This is a genomic window from Pseudoscardovia radai (assembly GCF_002259605.1).
Classification (GTDB): domain Bacteria; phylum Actinomycetota; class Actinomycetes; order Actinomycetales; family Bifidobacteriaceae; genus Pseudoscardovia; species Pseudoscardovia radai.
In genome coordinates, this window is the sequence record NZ_MWWR01000004.1 from 195629 (window position 1) to 215120 (window position 19492).

15 protein-coding genes are annotated in these 19492 nt (G+C 65.3%); 8 read left to right on the top strand and 7 right to left on the bottom strand.

The annotated features are described in order from the left end of the window. The first annotated feature begins 59 nt into the window (after positions 1 to 59). The 3 genes from PSRA_RS09110 to trmD all read left to right on the top strand — a co-directional run bounded on the left by PSRA_RS09110 (position 60) and on the right by trmD (position 4816). Entirely contained in the window at positions 60 to 269 is a 210-nt protein-coding gene (locus PSRA_RS09110; RefSeq protein WP_143516308.1) for a hypothetical protein, read from the top strand. A 290-nt stretch (positions 270 to 559) separates the two neighbouring features. Beyond that, a complete protein-coding gene (locus PSRA_RS02860) occupies positions 560 to 3076 on the top strand; it encodes an ATP-dependent DNA helicase RecG (RefSeq protein ID WP_094660398.1) in 2517 nt (838 codons plus the stop codon). Positions 3077 to 3832: 756 nt separating this feature from the next. After that, a complete protein-coding gene (gene trmD, locus PSRA_RS02865) occupies positions 3833 to 4816 on the top strand; it encodes a tRNA (guanosine(37)-N1)-methyltransferase TrmD (protein ID WP_094660399.1) in 984 nt (327 codons plus the stop codon). Positions 4817 to 4821: 5 nt separating this feature from the next. On the opposite strand, the gene rsmD is transcribed toward trmD, so the two are convergent. Then, positions 4822 to 5481 carry a 16S rRNA (guanine(966)-N(2))-methyltransferase RsmD gene (gene rsmD, locus PSRA_RS02870; RefSeq protein ID WP_275542330.1) on the bottom strand — a complete coding sequence of 220 codons (660 nt, stop codon included), beginning with the start codon at positions 5479 to 5481 and terminating at the stop codon, positions 4822 to 4824. Positions 5482 to 5614: 133 nt separating this feature from the next. Between rsmD and PSRA_RS02875 the strand changes: the two genes are divergently transcribed. Next, the gene (locus PSRA_RS02875; protein WP_158216300.1) at positions 5615 to 6298 is read left to right on the top strand and encodes a VanZ family protein; all 684 of its coding nucleotides are present in this window, start codon (positions 5615 to 5617) and stop codon (positions 6296 to 6298) included. A gap of 121 nt (positions 6299 to 6419) precedes the next feature. Further along, the gene (locus PSRA_RS02880) at positions 6420 to 7256 is read left to right on the top strand and encodes a nitroreductase family protein (protein ID WP_094660401.1); all 837 of its coding nucleotides are present in this window, start codon (positions 6420 to 6422) and stop codon (positions 7254 to 7256) included. Between the two features lie 84 nt (positions 7257 to 7340). Here PSRA_RS02880 and rimM read toward each other — a convergent pair whose 3' ends face one another. The 5 genes from rimM to ffh all read right to left on the bottom strand — a co-directional run bounded on the left by rimM (position 7341) and on the right by ffh (position 12567). Further along, positions 7341 to 7850: a ribosome maturation factor RimM gene (gene rimM, locus PSRA_RS02885; protein WP_094660475.1), complete on the bottom strand. Its 510-nt coding sequence runs from the start codon at positions 7848 to 7850 to the stop codon at positions 7341 to 7343. Positions 7851 to 8280: 430 nt separating this feature from the next. Then, positions 8281 to 8514, bottom strand: a complete 234-nt coding sequence (locus PSRA_RS02890) for an RNA-binding protein (RefSeq protein ID WP_094660402.1) — start codon at positions 8512 to 8514, stop codon at positions 8281 to 8283. A 2-nt stretch (positions 8515 to 8516) separates the two neighbouring features. Then, on the bottom strand, positions 8517 to 8975 hold the full coding sequence (rpsP, locus tag PSRA_RS02895; protein WP_094660403.1) for a 30S ribosomal protein S16: 459 nt from the start codon (positions 8973 to 8975) through the stop codon (positions 8517 to 8519). A gap of 217 nt (positions 8976 to 9192) precedes the next feature. After that, positions 9193 to 10764 (bottom strand): endonuclease/exonuclease/phosphatase family protein, encoded by a 1572-nt coding sequence (locus PSRA_RS02900; protein WP_094660404.1) that lies wholly within the window; start codon positions 10762 to 10764, stop codon positions 9193 to 9195. 186 nt (positions 10765 to 10950) lie between these two features. Then, complete coding sequence (gene ffh, locus PSRA_RS02905; RefSeq protein ID WP_094660405.1) at positions 10951 to 12567, bottom strand: signal recognition particle protein; 1617 nt, start codon at positions 12565 to 12567, stop codon at positions 10951 to 10953. Positions 12568 to 12803: 236 nt separating this feature from the next. On the opposite strand from ffh, the gene PSRA_RS02910 reads away from it, so the two are divergent. Then, positions 12804 to 14021 carry a hypothetical protein gene (locus PSRA_RS02910; protein ID WP_143516309.1) on the top strand — a complete coding sequence of 406 codons (1218 nt, stop codon included), beginning with the start codon at positions 12804 to 12806 and terminating at the stop codon, positions 14019 to 14021. 146 nt (positions 14022 to 14167) lie between these two features. On the opposite strand, the gene cysS is transcribed toward PSRA_RS02910, so the two are convergent. Then, entirely contained in the window at positions 14168 to 15832 is a 1665-nt protein-coding gene (cysS, locus tag PSRA_RS02915) for a cysteine--tRNA ligase (protein WP_094660407.1), read from the bottom strand. A gap of 246 nt (positions 15833 to 16078) precedes the next feature. Here cysS and PSRA_RS02920 point away from each other — a divergent pair, with 246 nt between their 5' ends. Then, a complete protein-coding gene (locus PSRA_RS02920; protein WP_094660408.1) occupies positions 16079 to 16837 on the top strand; it encodes a type 1 glutamine amidotransferase in 759 nt (252 codons plus the stop codon). Between the two features lie 177 nt (positions 16838 to 17014). Beyond that, entirely contained in the window at positions 17015 to 19048 is a 2034-nt protein-coding gene (locus PSRA_RS02925; protein ID WP_094660409.1) for an ABC-F family ATP-binding cassette domain-containing protein, read from the top strand. The last annotated feature ends 444 nt before the right edge of the window (positions 19049 to 19492 follow it).

The following is a 19492-nucleotide window of genomic DNA, read 5'->3' on the forward strand; positions in this document are numbered from 1 at the left end:
CTGATTCTCCCAATTCATATGAAGTGGAATCATAGGTATAGAGATTCCAAGAAAAGTTGATGGATGGTATGTATCGCCGCGTTGCGAGACGATGGGAAGAAGAGGGAAATTCAGAAATCTCACTTGAAATTATAAGCGGATTTTCGATTCTCACAAGGAATCGAGAGGTTGTTTCATGGGAAAGACCTTGTGAAAATTCGCTCTTGCCGATTTCGGATGGCAATGATTCAGGCGTAACCATGTTCCATGGTGAGGATTCTTCGCCATGAGGGTTGTTTTCGTGGCCGGGTTGGTGGTTTGGGGTGTCCGTGGGGTGTTCGTGGTGAGGTTTCTTCGCCATGAGTCACGATTTTCCCGGTGTCGGGTGGTTTGGGGCCGGGAATGGTGGCTGGTGGTGAGGATTCTTCGCCATGAGCCACGATTTTTCCTCGCCGGCCATCTTCGAGTGCCCCGGTAGCCGTTCGGTGTAAGCGTTCGTGTGCACTGAACGAGGTCGCGTCGCCCCGCCCCGTTCGCGCCGGGCGGCTAAGGTGGAACCACCGAATGCAAGGAGGATCGTATGCGCGTCACACTGGACACCGAGGTCTCGTCGCTGATGAGCAACAAGCGCCGCGCCAGCGCGTTGAAATCGTTGGGCGTCGTCACCGTGCGCGACGCGCTGGAGTATTTCCCGTTCCGCGTCACGCCCGCGGTGCGCGTGGGCAGCATCGCGGATATCCGCGTGGGCGAGAAGGTGGCGTTCCCCGCCATCGTCCAGCGCTTCGCGGTGTACCCCATGTCGCGCGGCGGCTCGCGCGCCCTCGTGACGGTCGCGGATTCCGCTCTGCCCGGCGTGCGCCGCGGCGGCACGGCGACGCTCGTCTTCTTCTCCTACAAGCGCCATTACATCGACTGGCTCCACGGCCGTCTCCAGGAAGGCGCGCTTATCGTGGTCAGCGGCGACGCCAGCGAATACAACGGCGCCGTGCAGTTCACGCATCCGCAGGTCATGGTTGTCGAACACCACGATTCCTCCGCCCTCATCCCCGACATGCCGGTCTCCCCATCGTCCCGGTCGTCGGCTTCCGCGCCGCATGCGGACGCGCCGAGCGTCGAGGCGGCGCTCGCGCGCGTGTCGCGCCCGCAGCCCGTCTACCATGCCAGTTCGCGCATATCGTCGCAGCATATCCACGATGCGATCCTCGCGATTCTGCAGATGCTGAATATGCAGGGCGCGCAGGACGGGGCGGTCCACGATGCCACCGCCTCCGTCGCTGCGCAATCTGCCACGCAATCCGCCTCCGCCCGCGACGCGGCGGAATCCATCGCCCCGCCCGAGCCGACCATCGTCGATCCGGCGCGCATCGCCGCGCAGATTCCCGACATCGTACCCGACGACCTTCGCCAGGAGCGCGGCCTCATGCACCGCGCCGAAGCCTTCTGCGCCATCCACAACCCCTCCACCCCCGAGGAATTCGCGCAAGGCATCGCCACGCTGCGCTACGAGGAGGCCTTCGTCTCGCAAACCGCCATGCTGCGCGAACGCGCTGACTCCCACACGCACCGCGCTTACCCTTGCGCTTCGCCGGAGGTTGAGGGTGGTGCCGCGCACACCACACCCTCTTCGCCCGCCGGAGCCTCCACGCCCACCGCACCCGCCGGCCTTCTGCACGCCTACATCGGCTCGCTGCCCTTCGAACTCACACAGGGACAGAAGGACGTCATCGCGCAGATCACCGACGATATGTCCCACGACTGGCCGATGCAGCGCCTTGTGCAGGGCGAGGTCGGCTCGGGCAAGACGGTGGTGGCGATAGCCGCGATGCTGCGCGCCGTGGAATGCGGCCACCAGGCCGTGCTCATCGCGCCCACCCAGGTGCTGGCCGAGCAGCATTACGAGAGCATCCGTCGTCAGGTGGGAGGACTGCCCGAGGCGGAGGGGCTGCCCATCATGCTGCTGACGGGCGGGCTCAAACTCGCGCAGCGCCGCAAGGTTCTGGCGACGGCTGCGAGCGGGGAATCGTGCATCGTCGTCGCCACGCATGCCGCGTTCTCCAAATCCTTCCAGGCGCCGAACCTCGCGCTCGTGGTGATCGACGAGCAGCACCGCTTCGGCGTGGACCAGCGCCAGGCGCTGTTCGAGGGCGACGGCCCCGTGCCGCATATGCTCGTCATGACGGCCACGCCGATTCCGCGCACCGCGGCCATGACGTGGTTCGGCAACCTCGATATCTCGTGGCTCACCGAGCTGCCGGGCGGCCGCAAGCCCATCACGTCGGTGGTGGTTAACGAGGCCGACAGCTCCACGATGGGCCAGATGTTCGTGCATATCCGCAAGCGTCTCGACGAGGACGAGCGCGCGTATGTGGTCTGCGCGCGCATCGACGAGGACGACGCGGATTCCTTCGACGAGGGCTACGACGCCGCCCCCGTGGCGCCCGAGGCCGATCTCGACGGCGACGGCGTGCCGGACGACGCGCAGCCAGCGCCGCCGCTGCATTCGGTTGAGCAGATGAGCCAGCGGCTCGCCGCGCTGCCGCAGTTCCGCGGCGTGGCTTTCGTCACGCTGACCGGCCGTGATGACGATGAGACGAAACACGATGTGATGGAACGCTTCTCGTCGGGCCAGGTGCAGGTGCTGGTGGCGACCACCGTGATCGAGGTGGGCGTGGACGTGCCGCAGGCCACGAATATCGTGATTTTCGACGCCGAGCATTACGGACTGAGCCAGCTGCACCAGCTGCGTGGGCGCGTCGGCCGCGGCGGGATGAAAAGCTGGGCGTTCTTCGTGACGCGGGCGGCCGAGGGGTCGCTGGGTGCGGAACGGCTTGAGGTGATCCGTTCCTCCACCGACGGCGCCGAAATCGCGCGCGCCGATCTGGAGCTGCGTGGAGCCGGCGACGTGCTGGGCGACGTGCAGTCCGGCAAGCGCAGCTCGCTTAAGCTGCTGCGCGTGGTGGCGGACGCGGATGTGATCGAGCAGGCGCGCGCCGATGCCCAGGCGGTGATTGAAAAGGATCCGACGCTGCGCGGCAATGTGCAGTTGGCGGGGGCCGTGCTCGACTTCATGCGCTCGACGGAGGCGGATGCCGCCTGAGATCGACGATTTCCGTCGCGCGCGCAGGCCGCCGCCGCGTTGCGTTGCGCGCTGCGCCGTCGCGCTGCGCAGCGCCTCCCGCCCCGGCCCCGCCCCGCTGCGCTTCTCGCTCCTTCTCCTCTCCGCCTCTCCGCCACGCTGCGCAGCGCCTCCCGCCCCGCCTCCGTCGACGCTATCTGCTGACTTTTGCGGTGATTTGGCCGCAATAGTGGGCGGTTGTGGTGGTTGGGGAGGTGGTTGTGCGTTGTATCTGTCGACTTTTGCGGTCGGATGGCCGCAAAGGTCGGTGGATACGGTGGTTGGGGAGAGGGTGCCGATGGCTGTGGTCCGTATTGGGTGACTTTTGCGGTGGTTTGGTAGCAAAAGTCTACGATTGCGGTGGTTGGGGGAGAGGGTGTCGGTGGCGGTTGTTGTATCGGGTGAGTTTTGCGGTCGGATGGCCGCAATAGTGGGCGGTTGTGGTGGTTGGGGGAAGGTTGTCGGTGGCTGTGTGTTGTATCGGCTGAGTTTTGCGGTGGTTTGGTAGCAAAAGTCTACGATTGCGGTGGTTGGGGGAGAGGGTGTCGGTGGCGGTTGTTGCTATCGGCTGAGTTTTGCGGTGTTTTGGCCGCAATAGTGGGCGGTTGTGGTGGTTGGGGAGGTGGTTGTGCGTTGTATCTGTCGACTTTTGCGGTCGGATGGCCGCAAAGGTGGGTGGTTGTGGTGGTTGGGGAGGTGGCGGAGCCGCTGTTCGAGGGGATTCCGTAGAGTTGTAGCGTGCTTATCGATATCGTCTCCGTGTTCCCCGAGTATTTTTCCGTGCTTGACCTGAGCCTGCTGGGTAAGGCCCAGAGCAAGGGGCTCGTGGAGGTGCGCGCCCATAACCTGCGCGATTGGACCCACGACGTGCACCATTCGGTGGACGATACTCCGGTCGGCGGTGGCGCGGGCATGGTGATGAAGCCGGCGGTCTGGGCGGAATGCCTGGACGAGCTGCTGGGCCTGGAGCCCGTGGATATGCCGCAGGTCGATCCGACCGCGGAGCTGTGGGACGAGCCCGTGGTGAGCGATGGTGCGATTGACGAGGCCACGATTGACGAGGGCACCGCAAAAGGTGCGGATGACGCGGCAAGGCCCGACGATGCCGTCGTCTCCGAATCCGTTTCCGAGCCCGCGCCCGCCGCCGAATCCGCTGCGCCCGCCGCCGACTCCGACACCGTGCTCATCTTCCCCAATCCGTCCGCGCCGTTGTTCACCCAGCGCGACGCGACGCAGCTGAGCCACGCCGGCCATCTTGTGTTCGGCTGCGGCCGGTACGAGGGCTACGATGCCCGAGTGCCGCGCTATTACAAAGCGCGCGGCGTGGACGTGCGCGAATACTCGATCGGCGACTATGTGCTCAACGGCGGGGAAGTGGCGGTATCCGTCATGCTTGAGGCCATCACCCGCCTGCTGCCCGGCTTCATGGGCAACCCCGACTCCATCGTGGAGGAATCGTATACGGGAAGCAACGCGCTTCTCGAACACCTGCAGTACACGCGTCCCACCACATGGCGCGGCATCTCGGTACCCGAGGTGCTCACCAGCGGCGACCACGGCAAGGTGGACCGCTACCGCCGCGACCAGGCGCTCGCCCGCACGGCGGATATCCGCCCCGACCTCATCGAGAAGCTCGACTGCACGGCGCTGAGCAAGGCCGACCGCAAAACCCTCATCGCGCTCGGCTGGGAGGTCAGCGGCCGCAATCCGCGCAGGCTGTAGAGGCGTCAGAATTCTGCGGTGCTCTGTTCGGCAGTATCGGTAGCGGTGCTGGTTTCATCGCCGTCATCGGCATCGCGATCGATATAGAAAACCGTCGTCTCGCCGTATTTCTTGCTGGCCGACACATGCCAGCCGGCGGGCGCGGCGGCCGGCTGCGAGCGGCCGGAGCGCTCGAGCACGATCTCGCCGTCCGGCGCCACCATGCCGCGGCGCACCAGCCCCGCGAGCAGCGCCTCGCAATCGGCGGTCTCGTAGGCGTAGGGCGGGTCGATGAACACCACATCGAACGCCTCGCCGCCTTCGGGGAAGGTCTCGACGAATTTCTCCGCCTTGCCGCGCACCACGCGCGCGGTGCACGAGCCGTCCCAGGCCTTCGAGCGCTTCAGACCCTGCAGCGTCTTGCCGATGGAGGAGGCGGCCGGCCCGGCGGCCTCGATGCTGACCAGCGCGCGGGCGCCGCGGCTCAGCGCCTCCAGCCCCAGGGCGCCGGTGCCGGCGAAGAGGTCGAGCACGCGGGTGCCGTCGAGAAGGCCCCACGATTCCAGATGCGAGAAGATGGCTTCCTTCGTGCGGTCCGTGGTGGGGCGCGTGCCGGTGTGCGGCGCGGCGATTTCCTGCCCTTTGAATCGACCTGAGATGATGCGCATGCCTCCATTATGCCGCAGGGTTGTGGAAAGGCGCGGAAGGCGTGGGGCCGATGTCTGCGAATCCGTGCATCGTTCAGCGATCCTTCATGTTGGAAACGGGGTATCGGGGAGACAATTGCTACAGTATAAGAGAAGAGAAAAGAGAAATCTCATGGGGAAAATCGTATCCGACAATTCTGATGGCCATGATTACAAGGCCCTTCCTCGATGGAAGCCATGGGCGGCTGGCGTTGTGGCGTTCGTGGTCGCTTGGTGGTTTTTCTGGTTCCTGCTGGTTCCTGTCGGCGACCGCTATCTTCCCTTGATGCTGGGATACCGGCTTACCATGATTGTGAGCAATCCCTTTGTGATGCTTGCCATCATCAGCGTCTGTGCGTTGACGTGCGCGCTCGTGGTATTCCAATGCACAAACCGGCGTGTGAACGTTGCCTTCATCACGGCGTTGAGCTGGCTCTATGTGATTGCCGCCGTTGCCGCAATCATGCTCAAGAGCCGAGGAGTGCAGGGAGTCAACTTCAACCCAGGTAATATCATCGCTCAGTTGCAGGTTTCGCCTGCCGTCGTGCTCTTCAACATCCTGGTGTTCGTTCCCGTCGGAATCATGGCATATTCCCTTCACCGTGTCGGCATTGCATATGCAACGGCGGCAGCGGCAATCGTTGCGATGGAAGCCGGCCAGTATGCGTTCCATCTGGGTGTGTGCGATATCGATGACATGATGGCGAACGCCATAGGATTCACGATGGGCTATCTCGCCATGTCGTTCTGGCGCCGCAAGCACCGCGTGACGCGCGAAGGCGCATGGTATGTAATCGGCGGCACTCCCGCTGATTGACGCGGGCGGGCATAGATCGTGGAATCCGCCCGATTTGTGCGGGACGCTTGGCAGATGCGTGGAATCAGCCCTGTGCGAAATTCAGTGGTGGAAGCGCAAATTCATTTGATACGAATGATTCATGAACACTGTGAATAACACCGCGCCCAATGAAGCCGCCCCCGATTCGGCATACGGCACACATGACGAGATCGCATCCCGCAACGGCACGCTGGACGTGCTGCTCAACCGCCGCAGCATCCGCGCGTTCACCGACGAACCCGTGAGCGCACAGGACGTCGACGCCATCGAGGCCGCCGCCCAGCGCGCCGCCACGTCGCAGTTCTACAACGCGTGGTCCGCCATCCGCATCACCGACGAAGACCTTAAGCAGAAGCTCGCCGAGGTGGCGCGCCAGCCGTATGTCGCCACGGCGCCGCTGCTGTACGTGTTCATCGCAGACCAGCATCGCAACTACCGCATCGCCGAGGCCAAGGGCGTGGCGGAGAGCGACATCACCTACGGCACGAGCTTCATGCTCGCACAGGCGCAGAACGACGCGGTTCTGGCGCTGCATGCCATGGAAACCGCCGCGGAATCCCTGGGGCTCGGCGGTGTGATCCTCGGTTCGCTGCTCAATAACATCGACGAGCTCATCGACCTGCTGCACCTGCCCGAGCACACCTTCCCCGTGCTGGGCCTCGCGCTGGGACACCCCGCACAGCAGCCGCAGCTCAAGCCGCGTATGCCGCGCGAGCTGCAGTTCTTCGACAACGCATACCCCGCGGATGACGAGACGCCGGATGTGCTGGCGCAGTTCAAGGACTTCGACGCGACCGTGCACGAGTACTACGATCTGCGCGATGCCTCGAAGCCGGTGGCGGGTTTCACCGACCAGATCGCCCAGGGCGCGACGAGTGACGCGCCGCTGAAGAAGGCGCTGCACAGCCACGAGGTGAAGCAGGGCTTCGCGGACTGAGGATGGTGCGCGCGGCGCGGGTTGCGCGGGTTACGTGAGGTGCGGGCGTGCGCGGGTTGCGCACGCCCGCACGCGGCCGGCGGCTTATAGGAGGCCGTCGGGCGGCGTCAGGCGCACGATATTGTTCTCGAGGTCGATCTCGGGCACGATTTGCTCGACGAAGGGCACGAGCGCGCGCTTGCCGTCGGCGTCCTCGAGTACCTCGAGCAGGAACTGGGCGGGAGAGTCGAGAACATCGTCGACCGTGCCGATTTTTCGCGCGGTCTCCATGCTGTCTCCCACATACACGTCGAGGCCGATGAGATCGTCGGGATACCAGGCGTCCTCGGCCTCCATCTCCTCCTCGGAATCGGCCGGGCAGAACAGCTCGGTGCCGTTGAGGGCCTCCGAGGCGTTGCGGTCGGTGACGTTCCTGAACAGCACGATCCAGCGCTCGCGGAACGTGCGCGACCGCTCGACCGTGAATTCGTTCCCTGCGGCGTCGTAGAGCACCGAGCCCGGCGCGAAGCGGCGCTCCGGCTCGTCGGTGAACACGGTGACGTTCACCTCGCCCTTCAGTCCCTGTGCTCGTCCGATGCGGCACACGCGGAACATCTCCGGGGCGGGGGTGGAGTCGGGAGTGGGGGTGTTTGAGTTGGCGGCGGCGCTTGAGTTGGCGGCGGCGTTGGTGGATGCGGCCCTGGATGCCGGCGCGGCCTGCGATTGTGCGTCCCGCGAATCATGTGAATTCCTGCGCTTGCCCGCCATACCCGTCTCCTTACGCTGGCAAAACCGATCGTTCCACTCGGCGGAACGTTTCGCCCTACAGAATACAGGAGCCTCCCCACCCCGCGTGGCTTGAACCGGTCCGGAGGCGTTGCCAGGTCGGTTTGACGTTCGGCGGGTGTGGCGGCACCCGCTTAAGGCGGTTTTGGGTTGGTTTTCGACGATTTTCCCGTCGAGATGGGCTTCGGCGGGTGTGGTGGCACCCGCCCAACGAATAAAAGAAAACCCCGGCGCGGGGCCGGGGTTGAAGCGAAGTGCCTTAGCGGCGAACATCCATGATATCGACGCGGATCTTGTGATCGGACAGCGCCTGGGCGACGGTGCGAATGGAATTCGCGGTGCGCCCGCCGCGGCCGATCACGCGGCCGATATCCTCGGGATTCACGCGCACGCGCAGAAGTTCGCCGCGCGCGTTCTCGTGAGACTTCACGGACACATCATCCGGAAAGTCGACGATGTTGCGAATCAGATGTTCGACAGCTTCAGCAAGCATGATTACTCAGCCTTCTCTTCGGTGGCTTCCTCGGAAGCCTCGGTCTCGGCGGCCTCAGCGGCAGCGGCGGCCTCGGCATCAGCCTTGGCCTTCGCCTCGGCCTTGGCGGCCTTCAGCTTCTGGGCCTTGTTCTCCTCGGCCTGAACACGAGCGGCAGCATCCGGACCTTCCTCAACGGTCTTCAGCGTGCCCTCGGCACCGGGCAGGCCCTTGTACTTCTGCCAGTCACCGGTGATGTTGAGGAGCTTGAACACGGGGTCGGACGGCTGTGCGCCGACGCCAAGCCAGTACTGCGCGCGCTCGGAGTCGATCTTGATCGTGGAAGGCTGCGTGTTCGGGTCGTAGGTACCGATGGTCTCGATGGCACGGCCGTCGCGCTGCTTGCGGGAATCAATCACCACAACGCGGTAGAACGCGTAGAACTTCTTGCCGAAACGCTGCAGACGAATCTTGGTTGCCAAAATGGCTCTCCTTTAATGTGGATTTGCTCGCAGACACCGCTGTGTGGGGCACGGCGACGTCTGGTCGCGTTGCTCCCATGCGCTCGGTATAGAGGGCTCCGGACGCACGGATAACAGATGGAATTATAGGGGTTGCGGTGGATTTTCGCCACCCGACGCTCCGACGGTGCGAGCTGTTCCTGTGTCGTCCCGATTACGATTCGCCGCGTCGCTCCGCTCACGCCGCGCCGTCGATGCGCAGCGTGGCGATCTGGGCCTTGTGGTCGGTGCGCGGAATCGACAGCGTGCGCATATCGAGCCCGGTCACGCCCTGCGTATGCACCACATGGTCGAGCTCGAGCAGCGACGGCACGAAGGACCACGATGCCGGGAACGACAGATGCGCCCCGCCGTGCATCTCGTACGAGACATCGCTGAACCCGCCGTTTCGCAGCATGGCGCGGTACGACGCATGGCTGAGATTCGCGTTGAGGTCGCCCATCAGCACCACCGGGTCCGGCGCGCCCGCGCCCGAGGGCGTGCCGAGGCGGGTGAGCGCGGCGAGGCCGTCGCCCCATCGGTCGGCGCCCCGGTGCGGCGAGGCCACGTGCGCGCTGACGAAGGTCACGTTCACGCCGTCGATGGCAAGCGTCACGGCCGGCACATGCGCGGCCTTCGCATCGACGGCATCGTCCGTCGTCGCGACGGGCTCGGCCCGGCTGCAGATGGCATTCACACCGCCGTTGTCGGCATCGGACTGTGCGCCGAGCACACAGTGGGGGAACACCTCGCCGAGGCCCTCCTCGTCGAGGCGCGACTTCAGGTCTCCGTACACCTCCTGGATGGCCAGCACGTCGACATCGTATTGCTTCGCCGCGTGCACGATGGCGCTGGCGTCCGCCTTGCCATAGCGTGCGTTGACGGTCATAACCGTGACGCACCGCGCCGCGGAATCGGCGCTTGCGGAATCGGCGCCGGAACACAATGCGAGGGCCGCCGATCTGTCGGCCGTGGACATTGTGGATTGCGCCGGGTTCCCGAGCGCCGTGTTGAGCCCGCCGGGAAGCCTGACCGCGTAGCCGGCCGAGAACAGCAGGTTGACGAGCAGAAGCACGATGGCCACGATGGCCTGCGCGGGCGTATGCCGTGCCAGGGCCCAGACGCCGATGACGGCGAGCGGAAGCCACAGCAGCGGCGTCAGCGCCGTGAGCTGGATCTGCGTCGGCGAGGCGTGGTCGGCGCCCGCCGGCAGCGCGCGCATCGCCATCCACAGCGCCAGAAGCGCGAGAAGAATCCACAGAATGATGGTCAGTGGCGGCATGGAACTCCTCCTTGGTGTACCGGACGATGATGCGGACGATTTTCCGCGTGCCGTGCGCTTGCGCGATGAGGCCGTGCGCTTGCGCGATGACGGGGCCGTGCGGCCTGCGGACGTGCGTTTGGCCGATGCGCGGCTTGCGGACGCGCGGCTTGCGCCTCGGCTCCGCGACGTGCCGGCGCGTATGGTCCGGCCACTGTGTGATGAGTCCTGTCCGCTGTGGTTCTTGGCGCGGTCCGCGGTGTGATTCTTGGCGTAGTTCTTCGTGTGGTGCGTCAGGGCGGTGTCGTCATCCGGCGCCAGGGCGCGTGCGAGCAGCACATTGTGCGCGTCTTCGGTGGCCTCGGCACGAAGCTTCGCATCATGCGCCGAGTTGCCGCGGGAGGAACCGCTGCGGGGCGAGCCGCCTCGGGAGGAGTCGCTGCGGGAGGAGCTGCCGCGGGGCGAGCCGTTGTTCGCGGAACCCTTGCGGTTATCGTGGTGCGTCGCCATCGCCGTGCCTCCTTCCTGCCGTGGCCTGTGGTACCGGTGCCTTCGGCAAGCCAATCGTGGTGCCGGTGCTATCGGAGCGGTGCCATCGTATAGAAAAACGGCGGCATGCGCCTCCTGCGAGGTCTATGCCGCCGTTATGCGCCTGCGCGCGCCGCGAAACGCCGCCGCGCACACGAAGCGCCTGCGTCAGCGCCCGAACATACCGTTGAGGCCACCCAGGTCGCCGAGCTGGGACTGCAGCTGCTGCAGGTCCGGCGTCTGCTGGCCCGCCGGCTTCATGAACGCCGAGCCGCCGGAGGCGCCCGCGCCGCCCGACAGCCTCTGGCGCAGCGCCTTTTCCTCGGCCTCGCGCTTCATCGGGTTCCCGGACTTGCTCTTGCCCTTCCTGCCCTTCTTCGCGGCCTTGCCCTTGGCCTTCTTCGAGCTGCCGTAGCCGGGCACGCCCGGGATGCCGCTCATGCCGGAGCTCATGCGCTTCATCATCTTCGCGGCCTGATTGAAGCGGTCGAGAAGATTGTTCACGTCGCTGACCGTGCGGCCGCAGCCGTAGGCGATGCGGGCGCGGCGGGAGCCGTTGATAATCGACGGGTTGCGGCGCTCCTCGGGCGTCATCGAGTAGATGATGGCCTCGGTGCGGTCGATTTCGTGCTCGTCGAGCTGGTCGATCTGCTGGCGGTACTGCGCCATGCCCGGGATCATGCCGAGGAGCTTCTTCATCGAGCCGAGCTTGCGCAGCTGCTCGAGCTGCTGGATGAAGTCGTCGAAGCCGAACTCGCCCTCCGACATCTTGTTCATCGTCTCGCGCGCCTGCTTCTCATCGAACTGGCGCTCGGCCTGCTCGATCAGCGTGAGCACGTCGCCCATGTCGAGGATGCGGGAGGCCATGCGGTCCGGGTGGAACACCTCGAAGTCCTTGAGACCCTCGCCCGTCGAAGCGAAGAGAATCGGCTTGCCCGTCACGCTCGCCACGGACAGCGCCGCGCCGCCGCGGGTGTCGCCGTCGAGCTTCGAGAGCACCACGCCCGTGAAGTCGACGCCTTCGTCGAAGGCCTTCGCCGTGTTCACGGCGTCCTGGCCGATCATGGCGTCGATGACGAACAGCACCTCGTTCGGGTGCACGGCGTCGCGGATGTCGCGCGCCTGCTTCATGAGCTCCTCGTCCACGCCGAGGCGGCCGGCGGTATCGATGATCACCACATCGTAGAGCTTGCTCTTGGCGTATTCGATGGAATCGCGCGCCACCTTCACCGGGTCGCCGGTGGCCTGGCCGGGCGAGACCACGTCGGAGCTGCCGGTCTGCACGCCGGGTTCCGGTGCGTATACGGGTACGCCCGCGCGTTCGCCGACCACCTGCAGCTGCGTCACTGCGTTGGGGCGCTGCAGGTCGCAGGCCACGAGAAGCGGCGTGTGGCCGGTGTCCTTGAGCCAGTAGCCGAGCTTGCCGGCGAGGGTGGTTTTGCCCGCGCCCTGGAGGCCGGCGAGCATGATGATGGTCGGCGGGCGCTTGGCGAAGTTCAGCGGACGGTCGACGCCCGCGCCGAGGATGTTGGTGAGCTCCTCGTTGACGATTTTGACGACTTGCTGCGCGGGGTTCAGGGCCTCGGAGACCTCGGCGCCAAGGGCGCGTTCGCGTACGCGCGCCGTGAACGAGCGCACGACGTCCAGCGAGACGTCGGCGTCGAGCAGGGCGCGGCGGATCTCGCGAATCGTGCCGTCGATATCCGATTCCGAGAGCTTGCCCTTGGAGCGCAGATTCTTGAATGCGCCGGTCAGGCGATCGGTAAGTGAACTAAAAGCTGCCATAGCCCACTAGTCTATTGCACACCGTGGAATCTGCGGCGAAAACGCGGGGGTTCCGGGCCCGTTTTTGCGCAGGGGCGGAGGGTGGGCGTGCGGTCGGGCGTGCGGGGCCGGTTTGCCAATCGGCTTCTTGCCGGACCTCTGCCCGGCTTCTCATTCGGCTTCCTTCTCATTCGGCTTCCTTTCAGCCTCCGCCTGACTTCCTCCCATCTTCCTTTCATCTGAGTAGATTGGGCGGCATGTCTGTGTTTTACCACGTGGAGAACGGCATGGTCGAGGTCACGCCGGAGGAAAGGGATTGCAACGAGGATATCTGCGTGGGGCGGGCCAACGCCATCGCGCTGTGCGCGTCCGTGATCGGCATCGCGGCCGTTGCGGTGGCGGGGCGTTGTCTCGGCGTTCCCGTGACCGTCGCGACATGGTTTTTCTTCGTCACGCTTGTGGTGTACCTGATGGTGAGGTTCCGCCGTGGTCTGTTCGTCAGGCCCGACCGCAGCCTGGCGCGGTCGAGCGCGAGTATGTATGAGGAGAAGGGCTATACGCACGGCATGGAGCAGGATGCGCGCGAGAGTCTGTCGGACCTGCGCGATGTCTCGATGATCGGCAAGAGGTTCCCGCGCGAGAAGCTGGACAAGCACATGGCGCAATGGCGCGGGCTCGATCCGGGCCATCAGTGGCAGCAGGGCATCGGATACAAGCGGCGCGAGGACGGCGTTCTGGAGATGACCGCGCCCGAATACCGCGCCGAGCTGTGGGGCATCATGCAGAAAACCGTGAAGTCGCAGATAGGCACGGTGATCGGCTCCATGCTGGTGTTTGGGTTCCTGTTGACTGCTGCGGGCGGCGTGTGGAGCTCGACCGCGACGATGTCCGCGCCCGATGCGGCCGTGGACGGTGTGTATTCGGTGGCCGCTGCGAATGTCAGCACCGACGGAATCGGCGCCGACGGATCCTTCCGCGCCATCCCGGCGCGCGGCGGTCACGGTGGCGGACATGGCGGCGGCCATGGAGGTCACAGCAGCCATGGCGGTCACGGATACCACGGGTACCACGGCGGACACGGCGGATCTGGCTCGGGCAGCTGGTTCGGATTCAGGAAAAGCGGCGTCAACATTCCCGTCGCGCTGAGCGCCGGCGGTGGGAACATCGTCGTGCTTCTTGCGGAGCTGGGAATCGTGGGCCTTTTCAAAAAGCGGTGCGAGAAGGAAGCCGTGCAGTGGGACGAGCGTTTCCGCGCCACGGAGAACACCGGCATGCCCGTCGAAGAGATTTCGCGATGGATGGGCTGCGCGCCGCTGACCGTCAGTGACGCCGCGCAGGCCGAGCGGCGCAATAAGCTCGAACTCGCGCGCCGTGATGCGATATGCGACGATGAATACGCCGTTTGGTGCGCCCCGACCCCTGATTCCGCCTTCGCTCCCTCCGGCGCCGACATTGAATCGGACCGGCATGAATGAATTCGATAACAGTGGCACGGTTCGCGGACATTTTCGACGATTTTGGCTTGAAAAATCGTGGATTTTGGTCCGGAACCCGTACCACTGTTATGCGTTATGGGACCCCGGTTTCCCGGGGGGGGGGCTGGTTTCCCGGCCGAACCGCTCTACTCGAGCTTCCAGGTGGAGGGGCCCTGCGGCTTGTCCTCGATCGTGACGCCGAGCTCCCTGAGGTGGTCGCGGATCGCGTCGGCCACGGAGAAGTTGCGCTCGCGGCGCGCCTGCTCGCGCTCGATGAGCTTGTCTTGGATCAACGATTCCAGAACCGTCATCGGCGTCACGCCGTTCTTCGCGCCCGAGGCGCCGCCGGCGGCACCGGCCAGCGCGCCCGTCGTGCCCTGCGCGAACGCACCGGCCGCCGCCGCGCTCTGCGTCAGCCACGGCTCGGCCAGTGGATCGAGCCCGAACACATCGAGCATCGCGCGCACCGTCAGCACATCGTTCGCCACCTCGCCGCGCAGCGACTCGTCGCCCGCCTCGAAGGCCGCGAGCTTGGAGTTGCCCGAGCGAATCGTGCTGAAAACAACGCCCAGCGCCGTCGGCACCGTGATGTCGTTGTTCATGGCGTCGGCGAACTCCGCCGGCAGCTCGTCCGCACCCAGCGCCTGCACGGCCTCGCGCGTCGGCTGCTGTCCGAGCGCGGCACCCGCGCGCGTCACGAAATTCACGATGCGGTCATGCGCCGCCTCCGCCTCGACAAGCGACTGCTCGCTCCACTCGAGCATCGAACGGTAATGCGCCGCAGCCAGCGCGTAACGCACCACCCACGCGGAGTGGTTCGCCATGACGGACTGGATCGATAGGCCGGTTCCGAGCGACTTGCTCATCTTCTCGCCCTTCGCCGTCACCCATGCCAGGTGCATCCAGCGGTGCGCGAAGCCCCAGCCCGCGGCGCGTGACTGCGCCATCTCGTTCTCATGATGCGGGAAGCGCAGGTCCAGGCCGCCGCCGTGGATGTCGAACTCGTCGCCCAGGTAGCGATGCGCCATCGTGGAGCATTCCAGATGCCAACCCGGACGGCCCGCGCCGAACGGCGCATCCCAGCGTGCGTCGGCCGGGTCGGAAGCCTTCGGCGCCTTCCACAGCGCGAAATCGCGCGGATCGTGCTTGTCGGGCGATGCATCGGCGTCGTTGACCGGATTGTACTTGTCGGGGCCGGTCGCGTCGACGGACGGACCCATGCGGTCGGCCACCTCGGCGTCCTCGTCGGCCGCCTTCGTGCCCTGCTCCTGGTGCGTCAGCTCGCCGTAGGCCGGCCAGCTCGGCACGTCGAAGTACACGTTGCCGCTTGGCGTGCCGTCGGCATTCGGAACCACATAGGCGTGGCCGCGGTCGATAAGACGCTGCACAAGGGCGATCATGTCGTTCATATGGCCGGTGGCGCGCGGTTCGTAGGTGGGCGGGATGACGCCGAGCGTGTCATAGGCGTGGCTGAACTCGCGCTCGTAGTGGTAGGCGCGCGCCCACCAGCGCTGCCCGGCAGCGGCCGCCTTGTCGAGGATCTTGTCATCGATGTCGGTGACGTTGCGGATCAGCGTGACCTTGTACCCCAGGCGCGTGAACCAGCGGCGGATGACGTCGAAAGACACCGCGGCGCGCAGATGGCCCACATGCGGCGAGCTGTCCACCGTGGCACCACACACATACATGCTCACCTCGCCGGGCTTGATCGGCTCGAACGGCGTGATGGAATGCGTTGCTGTGTCATACAGGCGCAGGCTGGCGGCGGCTGCCGACAGGGCCTGCGGCGTGGTGTTCTCGGTGTTGGTCATATTTCGAGGGTACTTGCGTTACATGACATGCGCGGCGCTTTTCCCGTTGTTTTGTGCGTTGTTCCGTGTGTTTTCCGGGAAGGCGTTATCGGTTTTCCGGAGGACGGGTTATCGCCTGCGGTGCCGTGGCGTTGCGAGCATCGTTCGTCCGGAATACGATGCTCCCATCGTGGCTTGTTGTTCGCTGTCAGCCTTGTGGGCACGCGCCATTTGTCGGTTGTAAACAACTCGTGTCACAATGGACACATGTCCAAGCCACAGGTGCTTATCTTGACGCATGCTCCGTGGGAGCGTCCCGGCCGTATTCTCGATGCTTTGGAAACATGCGGCCTCGAATACACGATTACGTCGATTTTGAAGAAGCCGAAGGCCGACCTCCCCGATTTCAAGGACCTCGCCGGCCTTGTGCTTATGGGCGGTCCGATGGGCGCCCTCGATTACGACGAATACCCGGGTCTGAAAACCGAGTCGAAGCTTGCGAAGGCTGCGATCGTGGCCGGCAAGCCCGTGCTCGGCGTCTGCCTGGGACATCAGATCATGGCCACTGCGCTCGGCGGCAAGCTGCGCCCCGGCAAGGCGCCGGAAATCGGTTTCGGAACGGTGCAGCGCCTTGAGAACAGCCATGAGTTCCTTCCCATGTGGGGCAAGAAGGCCACCGTGCTGCATTGGCACAACGATTGCGTGACCCTCCCGGCCGGCGCGACGCCCCTTGCGAAGTCGGACCTGACGAAGGTGCAGGCCTTCCGCTTCGGCTCGGCGCTCGGCATGCAGTTCCATCTCGAGGTGACGCCCGCGCTGTTCGACGCGTGGCTTAGCGAGAAAGAGATGGTCAAGGACCTCAAGAAATCCGACGTGGCTCGTCTGCGCGAGGAATATCCTGAGAAGGACGCGCTGATCAAGCCCTTCGCGTCGGCTGTGTTCGAGGGATTCGCCGCGCGATGCAGCACCCACGCGAAAACCCTGGAGGAAGCGAAGCCCAAAGAGAAGAAGATCGTCATCAGCTAAGTGCGGTGCGCGGTGCGCGGTGTGCGGTGCGGTGCTGTGCGCGGGTCGGCGGTGCGGCGGTGCTGTGCGCGGCGCTCGCCTTATTGCCAGTGAGAGGCACTGTTGGCGGGAGGAGGGGCACCGCACGCTCGCACACGCTCGCGCATGGTCACGCGGCCCACGTATCCTTGTCGTACTATGCCTAGCACTCCTACTTTCGATCTGGGACTCGAGCATGTGTCCCTCTCCTTCGCCACCAAAGACATTTTCATCGACGTCACGCAGGGCGTGAACGAAGGCGACCGCATCGGAATCGTCGGCCGCAACGGCGACGGCAAATCCACTCTTCTCAGGCTTTTCAGCGGCGAACAGGAACCCGACGAGGGCCGCGTCTCGCGCCGCAACGGCCTGACCCTCGGCATCCTCGAACAACGCGACCGCCTCGATGATTCCGCCACAGTGCGCGACGCGGCGCTCGAAGGCCGCGCCGACTACGAATGGGCCGCCGACGCGAAGTCACGCGACATCGTCGAAACCCTTCTCGCCGGCATCGGCCTCGACGCACGCGTCGGAGAGCTCTCCGGCGGACAGCGCCGCCGTGTCGACCTCGCGCGCCTTCTCGTACACGACTGGGACATCATCGCCCTCGACGAGCCCACCAATCACCTCGACATGCTCACGATCCACTGGCTGGCCGAGCACTTGAAAAACCGCTGGCCCGCCGGGCAGGGCGCGCTGCTCATCGTCACCCACGACCGCTGGTTCCTCGACGAGGTCTGCGAAAGCATGTGGGAGGTCCACGATGGCGTGATCGAGCCCTTCGAAGGCGGCTACAGCGCCTACATCATGCAGCGCGTCGAGCGCGACCGCCAGGCCGACGTCATGGAGACCAAGCGCCGCAACCTCGCACGCAAGGAGCTTGCGTGGCTGTCGCGTGGCGCCCGCGCCCGCGCCACCAAGCAGAAGTTCCACGTCAAGCAGGCCCGCGAGCTCATCGCCGACGTGCCGCCCGTGCGCAACTCCCTCGAGCTCAAGGCCATGGCCACCTCGCGCCTGGGCAAGGACGTGGTCGACCTCGTGGACGTCACGAAGATCTGGCCCGCCGCCGACCCCGAGCACCCCGGCCCCGGTGCGGTGAGCGTCGAGGTCTCCGTCGACCCGGCCGCGCGCCCGCTTGACGCGGACGGCAACCCGGTCGGCCCCGACACGGCCGCCGCGCAGACGCGCACGATCACCGGCAAGCGCGTGCTTGACGATGTGACCTGGCTGATCGGCCCCGGCGACCGCTTCGGCATCGTCGGCGCCAACGGCGTGGGCAAATCCACGCTCCTGGGCATTATCGACGGCACCATCGAGCCCACGCTCGGCCATGTGAAAATCGGCAAAACCGTAAAGTTCGCTGTGCTTTCGCAGCAGCTGGACGAGCTCGAGAAACTCGGCAAGTACAAGATCAAGGAGGTGCTGAGCCGCTACAAGCCCAGCTACATCGTGGACGGCAAGGAAACGACGCCGGGCCAGATGATGGAGCGCCTCGGCTTCACCTCCGCGCAGCTCATGACGCCTATCGCCGACCTGTCGGGCGGGCAGAAGCGCCGCATGCAGTTCCTGCTCATCCTGCTCGACGAGCCGAATGTGCTCATCATGGACGAGCCCGGAAACGACCTCGATACCGATATGCTCGCCGTTATGGAGGATGTGCTCGACACCTGGCCGGGCACGCTGATCGTGGTGTCGCACGACCGCTATCTGCTCGAGCGCGTGACCGACGAGCAGTTCGCGCTCGTGGATGGCAAGGTGCGCCATCTGCCCGGCGGCGTGCAGGATTACATCGACCTCATGGACCGTCGGCGCGCGGCCGGCGTGGGCGTGGGGGAGTCGCTGTCGGCGCAGATCGGCGCGGATGCGTCGACGAGCGCGGGCGGCGGTTCGGCAAGTGCGAACGATGGCACGGCCCACGATTCCGGGGCCGGTGCCGCGGACCAGCTGACGCCCGAGGAGGCCAAGGCCCTGAGGCAGAAGAAGTACCAGGCCGGCAAGCGGATCAGCGCCATCGAACGCAAGCTGACCAAGCTCGAGGCGCAGATCGCCGAGATCGACGAGCGCATGGCCGCGCATGATCCGTCCGATTACGAGGGCCTCAACGACCTCAACCAGCAGCGCGGGGCCGTGGTTGATGAGAAGGAGGGGCTCGAGGCCGAGTGGCTCGAGCTCAGCGAGCTCGTCGAAGGGTAGGGCGCGGCGCGGGCCAGTCCACGCCGCTTGTCGGTTCGTCGAAGACATACACCGTCTTGTCGTATGCCTCGGCGGGCGTGGGCACTGCGGGGTTTGGCTTCACAACGGGTTCGGTGGAGTTTGATCCCATCGACGGTGGGGCGGCTGGCGGTGGGCGTGTGTTTTACCGCTACGGTGGGGCGGCGGTTGGTTCGGGTGGTGTGGTGTGTGGCAGGGTGGTGTTGAGTGTGAGTGTTCGCTCACACTGAATGGGGTTTGACGTCGGTTGTGAGCTGATGACGTGGGGGAATCGTGGCTGGTGGTGAGGATTCTTCGCCATGAGGGGTGGTTTTGCTGCGGAGAGGCGGATGCGCGGGGAAATCGTGGTTCATGGCGAGGATTCTTCGCCATCAGGGCCGGTTTTGGGCACTGCGCCGGCGCGTGCGGAGATTTCGGGTGCTCGTG